Here is a 7,466-nt window from a genome sequence, read left to right on the forward strand (position 1 = left end):
TACCGGCCGATGATGTCCAAAGTCGTTAGGCTCACTGCGACAACGGAAAGCACACGACGTAGAGGGGTTCCCTGACGTGGTTACCCGAGTGGGTGTCAACGGCTTCGGCCGTATCGGCCGCAACTTCTGGCGGGCCCTTGCGGCGAGTAAGCGTAACGACGTACAGATCGTTGCGGTCAATGATCTCACTGACAACAAGACTCTGGCTCACCTGCTGAAGTACGACACGACGCTGGGTACGCTGGCGGAGTCGGTCAGTGTCGGCGATGGTGGGATCAAGGTCGGCGACAGTTTTATCAAGGTGCTCTCGGAGCGTGATCCGGCCGCGCTTCCGTGGGGCGACCTCGGGGTCGATGTGGTTGTCGAGTCCACCGGTCGGTTCACCTCGGCCGACGACGCCCGCAAGCATGTCCAGGCGGGTGCGAAGAAGGTCATCATCTCCGCCCCGGCCAAGGGTGAGGACCTCACCGTGGTCATCGGCGTGAACGACGACGTGTACGACCCGGCAAAGCACACTATCCTGTCGAACGCATCATGCACGACCAACTGTGTCGCACCGCTGGCCAAGGTCCTTGAGGACGCCTTCGGTATCGAGCGCGGCCTGATGACGACGGTGCACGCCTACACCAACGACCAGGTCATCCTCGACTTCCCCCACTCGGACCTGCGTCGTGCCCGCGCTGCCGCGCAGAACATCATCCCGACGACGACCGGCGCCGCCAAGGCGACCGCCCTCGTCCTGCCGCAGCTCAAGGGTAAGCTGGACGGCCTGGCCATGCGGGTACCGGTTCTGGACGGTTCGGTGACGGATCTGGTCGCGACCCTCAAGCGCGAGGTCACGATCGAGGAGGTCAACGCCGCCTACCGCGCGGCAGCCGACGGTGCGCTCAAGGGCATCCTCGTCTACACCGAGGATCCGATCGTCTCCTCCGACATCGTCGGCACGTCGCCGTCGTGCACCTTCGACTCGCTGCTCACGATGGTCAGCGGTAACCAGGTGAAGGTCATCGGTTGGTACGACAACGAGTGGGGCTACTCCAACCGCCTGGTGGATCTCACCGCTCTCGTCGGCGGACGCCTGTAACGGCCGCAGCACGATCATGAATCATCCGCGGCCGTTGTCCGCATGCCGATCCGGGGGGGCCGGGTGGGCTGACGTGGGACGTTGGAGAACTCCTGCGCGTTTTCTGAAACTCTGGAGCAAACCGCGTGAGAATGATTGACGATCTACCGGTTGACGGACACCGGGTTCTCGTCCGCAGCGATCTGAACGTTCCGCTGGACCGTTCCGGCGACACGCCCCGCATCACCGATGACGGGCGGGTGCGCGCGAGCGTCCCCACGATCCGGGCACTGGCGGACCGGGGCGCCCGGGTGGTCGTCTGTTCCCACCTGGGGCGACCCAAGGGCGTGCCGGACCCGGCGTACTCGCTTGCCCCGGTTGCCGGGCGGCTCGCGCAGCTGCTCGGGCGGCCGGTCGCGTTCGCCGGTGGCAATGCTGGCGGTAGCGCTGGCGGGGGTTCCGGCGGTGACATCGCCGGGCCTTATGCTCAGAAGATCGTCTCCGAGCTTGGCGACGGTGAGGTCGCGCTCCTGGAAAACCTGCGTTTCCATCCCGGTGAGACGAGTAAGGACCCGGCGGTACGCGCCGCGTTCGCCGACGAGCTCGCAGGCTTGGCCGAGTTCTACGTCGGCGACGCGTTCGGCGCCGTCCACCGGGCGCATGCCAGTGTCGTGGACGTACCCGAAAGGCTTCCGCACGCCGCCGGAGCGCTGGTGCGCACCGAGTTGGAGGTGCTGGCGACCCTGGCCGGTTCCCCGGCCCGGCCCTACGTGGTCGTCCTGGGCGGGTCGAAGGTCAGCGACAAGCTCGCGGTGATCCGGGCGCTGCTGCCGAAAGTCGACGCTCTGCTGGTCGGCGGCGGGATGTGTTTCACCTTCCTGGCCGCGCAGGGACACGGCGTCGGCGGCTCGTTGTTGGAACCAAGCATGATCGATACCTGTAAGGACCTGCTGGGCGAGGCTGGGCACCGGATCGTGCTGCCGACCGATGTGGTGGTGGCGCAGGAGGTCTCGGCCGACGCGGTCACCGCGGTGGTCCCGGCCGATGCCATTCCCGATGCTGGCAAGGGCCTCGACATCGGCCCGGCGTCGGTGGCGCTGTTCGCCGATCGGTTGCGCGGTGCCCGCACCGTGTTCTGGAACGGTCCGATGGGCGTGTTCGAGCTCCCGCCGTTCGCGGCGGGTACCCGGGGTGTGGCCGAGGCCATCGCCCGGATTGACGGCCTGACCGTCGTCGGCGGCGGCGATTCGGCCGCAGCTGTGCGTGCTCTTGGCATTCCCGAGGAGGCTTTCAGTCATATTTCTACCGGAGGTGGTGCCAGCCTCGAATATCTGGAGGGCACGGTCCTGCCCGGTCTCGCAGCGTTGGACGCGTGATGGCGACTGACAAGCGGGCCGGTGCCAGCAGGAAGCAGCGCGGAAGCGGACGGCGCACCCTGGTCGCGGGTAACTGGAAGATGAACCTCAACCACCTTGAGGCGATAGCGCTCGTCCAGAAGGTGGCCTTTGACCTGAAGCCGGCCGAGTTGGACAATGCCGAGGTCGTCGTACTGCCTCCCTTCACGGACATGCGCAGCGTCCAAACCCTCATCGACGGTGACAAGTTGGCCATCGGGTACGGCGCGCAGGATCTCTCCCCGCACAGCTCAGGTGCCCACACCGGCGACATCAGCGGTTCGATGCTCGCCCGGCTGGGATGCGACTATGTGGTGGTCGGTCACTCCGAACGCCGCGCCGACCACCACGAGGACGACGCGTTGGTGGCGGCCAAGGCACGGGCCGCCTACAGCCACGGGATCACCCCGATCCTGTGCGTGGGCGAGCCCGAAGCGGTGCGGGTCGCGGGTGACCACGTCACCCATGTTCTCGATCAACTTGACGGTTCGCTCGACGGGATCACCCCGGAGCAGGCACAGACACTGGTCGTCGCCTATGAACCGGTATGGGCGATCGGCACCGGGCGGACCGCCTCCGCCCAGGACGCACAGGACATGTGCGTTGCGATCCGGGGCCGGCTCGCCAAGCATTTCGGTCCGGCGACCGCCGCCGTCGTCCGCATCCTCTACGGCGGGTCGGTGAAGGCCTCGAGCGCGCCTGAGTTGTTCACCCAGCCCGACGTGGACGGCGGTCTCGTCGGCGGTGCGAGTCTGGACGCGGCGGAGTTCGCGGCGATCGTTCGCAGCGCCCCGCCGAGCTAGCGGGCCGAAGGCGGCGCGATCATGGTTTTTTCGCGCCGCCGGAGGCCGAGGTCCCCGAGTCGTCGACGACCTGACCGGGTGACCAATTGACCGGGTGACGATTGGTGCGACCGGCGCGGCAGGCGGTCTGATCCGGGTGTGCTTGGGTGGCTCCGGTGGCGGGATGCGGTCCCGCCGGGAAGGGGCTCAGCGCAGACCATGCTACGCAAGCATGCGATCACCCGGGTCGGCACCGCCGTGGCTGTCCTCGGCCTCGTTGCGGTCGCCTGCACCGGCGCGGGGCACGATGGGCAGGCATCGTCCGACCCGCCGGGTCCACCCGCCGCGGTCAGTACCCGGATCATCGCGCCTTCGAATCGGACCGGCGGGACGTTGCGTGTGGTGATGACCGCCGACTGTGATTCCTGGGACCCGCAGCGGACGTCGGCTGTCCACTGCTGGAACCAGGAACGCTGGATCTTCCGACAGCTGGTGACCTACACCGCGAGCGCCGGCGTCGCCAAACTGGCCGGGGACCTCGCCACCGATGTGCCCACGTCCAAGGACCTGCGCACCTGGACCTACACCATCCGCGAGGGGTTGACCTTCGAGGACGGCACGCCGATCACCTCCAGGGACATCAAGTACGGGATCGAGCGGGCGTTTGCCACCGATGTGATCACTGGTGGTCCCGGTGAGGTGACGGCGTTGCTCGCGGACGGCAACACCCCCTATCCAGGGCCCTACCAGGACCCGGCTCCCGACCGACTCGGTCTCAGCTCGGTCCAGACGCCCGACGACCGGACCATCACGTTCCGGCTGAACCGACCCTTCGCGGACTGGAACCTTGTCATGGCCTCGCCGGTCTCGACCCCGGTGCCGCGTGCCCATGACACGGCCGCCGGGTACGGAGCACGTCCGGTTGCCTCCGGACCGTACAAGATTGAAAATTATCGGCCGGGTGAGTCGCTCACCCTTGTGCGCAACCCGCGCTGGACCCCGCAGGGCGACCCGAACCGCTCTGCCCATCCGGACCGCATCGTGGAGCGGATGGGGCTTTCCGCCGCCGACATCGACAACCGAATCCTCACCGATCAGGCCGACGTCTCCGGTGACCAGGCCGGCGTGGGTGCCCAGGCCGCAGCCCGGATCGTCGCCAACCCGAGTCTGCGCGCGGAGCGCACCGTCGAGGCTCCCACCGGCATCCTGCGCTACCTGGCAGTGGTGACCACGGTTGCGCCGTTCAACGACATCCATTGCCGCAGTGCTGTTGCATGGGCGCTTGACAAGCGGGCCCAACAGGCGTCCCGGGGTGGCCCGACCGCCGGCGGGGAGATCGCCACCACGTTGCTCACGCCGCCCGTGCGGTACTACTCCTGGTTCGATCTCTTCCCGACTCCGGGTGCCGGCGGCAACGTTTCCAGGGCCAGGGAGGAACTCGCGGCCTGCGGCCGGCCCGCCGGCTTCGCCACGACGCTCGTCACCGGGTCGGCGGCGCTGGACGTCGCCCAGGCGGAGGCGGTCCGCAGTTCCTTGGCCCGGGTCGGTATCACGGTCACGATCAGTGTTTTGGATGATCAACACTACGCCGCCGCGGTGACCGGGATGCCTGACCGTACGCACGCCATGAAATACGGTCTCGTGCTGGCGGCCCGGCGTGGGTACCGCGCGGCACCGTACGCCTTTCTCGCCCCGCTCGCCGATGGACGCCAGATCAGCCCCCAGAACAACGTCAACATCGCCGAGCTGGATCAGCCCGCGGTCAGTGCGGATCTGGACCGCGCCATCCGGACGGCGGACGGGGATGATGCGGCCGGCGTCTGGACGGCGTTGGATCGGGCGGTCGTGGCGTCTGGTGCCTACATCCCGTTGCTCTACGACCAGGCGCTCAACGTCTACAGCGATCGGCTCACCAACATCCACTACTCGGCGGCCTTTATGATGGTGGACCTCACCTCGCTCGGTGTCGTCCCGTAGTGAACGGATGTCCAGACGGTCATCGCCGCCGGGGTGGCGCGCCGTTCCTGCGACCGGAACGCCGTGATGTAACTTGGCACGATTGTTGTACCCCTCCAACGATGGCGCGGGAGCAGGTCTAAGAGATGACTGTTGGGCTGTCCATTGCCCTGATCATCACGAGTGTGCTGCTGGTGCTGCTCGTGTTGCTGCACCGGGCCAAGGGGGGCGGGCTGTCGACGGTGTTCGGCGGTGGCGTGTCCTCCTCGCTCGGGGGTTCTTCGGTTGTGGAGAAGAACCTCGATCGGCTGACGATTGCCGTCGCGCTGATCTGGATCACTTGCATCATCGGCCTGGGTCTCCTTCTCAAGGAGTGAGCGGCCTTGGACAGACACGAACGCCGGCCTCGGCGCTCCTCGCCTGCCTGGCTGTCCTTTTCGGGGTTGCCGCTGCCTGCGCCGGTGTTGATCCCGTTCCTGGGCCTGGGCCTGGTCCGGGCCCAGGCCCGGTCCGGCCGGTCACCGCCACAGTGACCTCCGAGCCGACGGACAAGCCCGGCGGCACGCTACGGCTGGTCGGTGCCGCGATGCCCAGCGGTGACCCGGGCTGGGCGGCCGATGCCGGTGCGAGGATGCTGGTGCGGCTGGTCTCGCGCCAGCTGTACTCCTACCGTGCGAGCGCCGACCCGGTCTTCGCCGCGGCGCCCCAGCCCGACCTGGCTGTCGGTGCGCCCGTGGTCAGCGAGGGCGGGAAGGTCTACACGGTCATCCTGCGCTCGTCGGTGCGGTGGGATACCCCGGGGGTCAGGCGGGTGACCGCGACCGATGTCGCCCGCGGCATCAAACGGTTGTGCACCCCGCCGAAACCGTCGCCTATGGGTGGCTACTTCGCCGCTACCGTCACGGGCTTCGCCGCCTACTGCGACGAGCTCGGGCGGACGCCGCCAGCTGGTGCGCGTGACTTCATCGAGCATCGCGAGATCAGCGGCGTCCAGGTCATCGGCGACGAGACCCTTGAGTTCCACCTGCTTGAGCCGGCCGCCGACTTCACCGATGTGCTGGCCCTGCCGGCGGCGTCAGCGGTACCACTGGAAGCTCTTGCCTACCCACCGGATTCATCCAGTTACTTTGAGCACCTCATCTCCGACGGTCCCTACCACTTTGGCGCCGGGGTGAACGACGAGGCATATAGCCTGTCGCGCAATCCGGCGTGGATCGCGTCATCGGACGGGGTCCGCCCGGCACTTGCCGATCACGTCACGGTGCGTACCAACATCGACGCCGCTGCCGCCCAGGCCGAGATCGAAGCCGGACGGGCCGACATGGCCCTCGACAGCTCCGTTCCCGCTGGGGACGTGGCGGGGCTCGACGCCCGCGTTGACGGCAGATTGTCGACGGACGGCCCAGGATCCACCGTGGCGCTCACCGTAGGGCTGCACGGCCCCGCCTCCGCCGCGCTACGCGTCAGCGCCGTCCGGGTGGCGCTCTCCTACTGTGTGGACCGCGCCAGTGTCGCAGCGGCTCTCGGCGGGCCGGTCACCGCCACCACCACCGCGCAGCTGTTGGCGGCCCCGATGGTCGGCTACCAGCCGCGGGATCCCTACCCCACCCTCGGGTCGACCGGTGATGCGACGCGGTGCCGAGACGGGACGCGCGCCGCGCCCGGGGGTCCGCTCACCACCGTGACCCTTCTCACCACCGACTCGGCGTCGGACGCGGCCGTGGCGACCGCGCTGGCGGCGGGCTTCGCCCGGGCGGGCGTGACACTGCGGGTCATCGCTGTGGCTGCCGCCGACTACCCGCGTGCCGCGGTAGCCCCCGACAGCCAGACCTGGGACCTCGCCCTCACCACAGTGACACCACAGTGGTTCGGCAACGCCGGGCGTACCGTGTTCCAGCCCCTGCTGGAGCCGGCGTGGTCGGGGCCCCGACCTGCCGACGGCGGATACCGTAACGAACGGATCACCCTGTCCCTACACGATGCGCTCGCCGAGCGTGACGCTGCTACTGCCAACACCCGGTGGGGCGATCTGGAACGGGAGCTGCTCACCGACGTCGCGGTTATCCCGCTGGCCGTTACCGTTGTGCCGCGTATGCACAGCGTCAACGTCCGCGGTTTCCTGCGGCTGGGCTCGCTCGACAACGGTGATCCCACCGGCGTATCCATGGGTATTGCGTGAGAGGTTCGCTTACAGTGACCTGAAACCGTCGTGAGGATGACCGGCGGTGGTGGGTGCGACGAGGTCGACCCATCTCGTCTTACACTCGGTCA

Annotated in this window: 6 protein-coding genes; all 6 read left to right on the plus strand. The window is 67.9% G+C overall.

The genetic code is table 11. The features are described 5' to 3' along the window. Positions 1 to 76 precede the first annotated feature (76 nt). The 6 genes from gap (at position 77) to U9977_RS23915 (ending at position 7,374) form a co-directional block, all read left to right on the plus strand. On the plus strand, positions 77 to 1,084 hold the full coding sequence (gene gap / locus U9977_RS23890) for a type I glyceraldehyde-3-phosphate dehydrogenase (protein ID WP_322751531.1): 1,008 nt from the start codon (positions 77 to 79) through the stop codon (positions 1,082 to 1,084). Positions 1,085 to 1,209: 125 nt separating this feature from the next. Next, positions 1,210 to 2,439, plus strand: coding sequence for a phosphoglycerate kinase (locus U9977_RS23895; protein WP_322751532.1), 1,230 nt, complete (start codon positions 1,210 to 1,212; stop codon positions 2,437 to 2,439). Further along, positions 2,439 to 3,260, plus strand: coding sequence for a triose-phosphate isomerase (gene tpiA, locus U9977_RS23900; RefSeq protein ID WP_322751533.1), 822 nt, complete (start codon positions 2,439 to 2,441; stop codon positions 3,258 to 3,260). Before U9977_RS23895 ends, tpiA begins: the two co-directional genes overlap by 1 nt. A gap of 138 nt (positions 3,261 to 3,398) precedes the next feature. Further along, positions 3,399 to 5,216 carry an ABC transporter substrate-binding protein gene (locus tag U9977_RS23905; protein ID WP_322751534.1) on the plus strand — a complete coding sequence of 606 codons (1,818 nt, stop codon included), beginning with the start codon at positions 3,399 to 3,401 and terminating at the stop codon, positions 5,214 to 5,216. Between the two features lie 125 nt (positions 5,217 to 5,341). Further along, the gene (gene secG, locus U9977_RS23910; protein ID WP_322751535.1) at positions 5,342 to 5,572 is read left to right on the plus strand and encodes a preprotein translocase subunit SecG; all 231 of its coding nucleotides are present in this window, start codon (positions 5,342 to 5,344) and stop codon (positions 5,570 to 5,572) included. Positions 5,573 to 5,724: 152 nt separating this feature from the next. Then, on the plus strand, positions 5,725 to 7,374 hold the full coding sequence (locus U9977_RS23915) for an ABC transporter substrate-binding protein (protein WP_322751536.1): 1,650 nt from the start codon (positions 5,725 to 5,727) through the stop codon (positions 7,372 to 7,374). Positions 7,375 to 7,466 lie beyond the last annotated feature (92 nt).

This window comes from Protofrankia sp. Cas8, from assembly GCF_963555845.1.
Taxonomy (GTDB): domain Bacteria; phylum Actinomycetota; class Actinomycetes; order Frankiales; family Frankiaceae; genus Protofrankia.

Excerpts from the sequence above, each read along its gene's own strand:
- tpiA (WP_322751533.1), top strand. The coding sequence starts at position 2,439 with ATGGCGACTGACAAGCGGGCCGGTGCCAGCAGGAAGCAGCGCGGAAGC.
- secG (WP_322751535.1), top strand. The coding sequence starts at position 5,342 with ATGACTGTTGGGCTGTCCATTGCCCTGATCATCACGAGTGTGCTGCTG.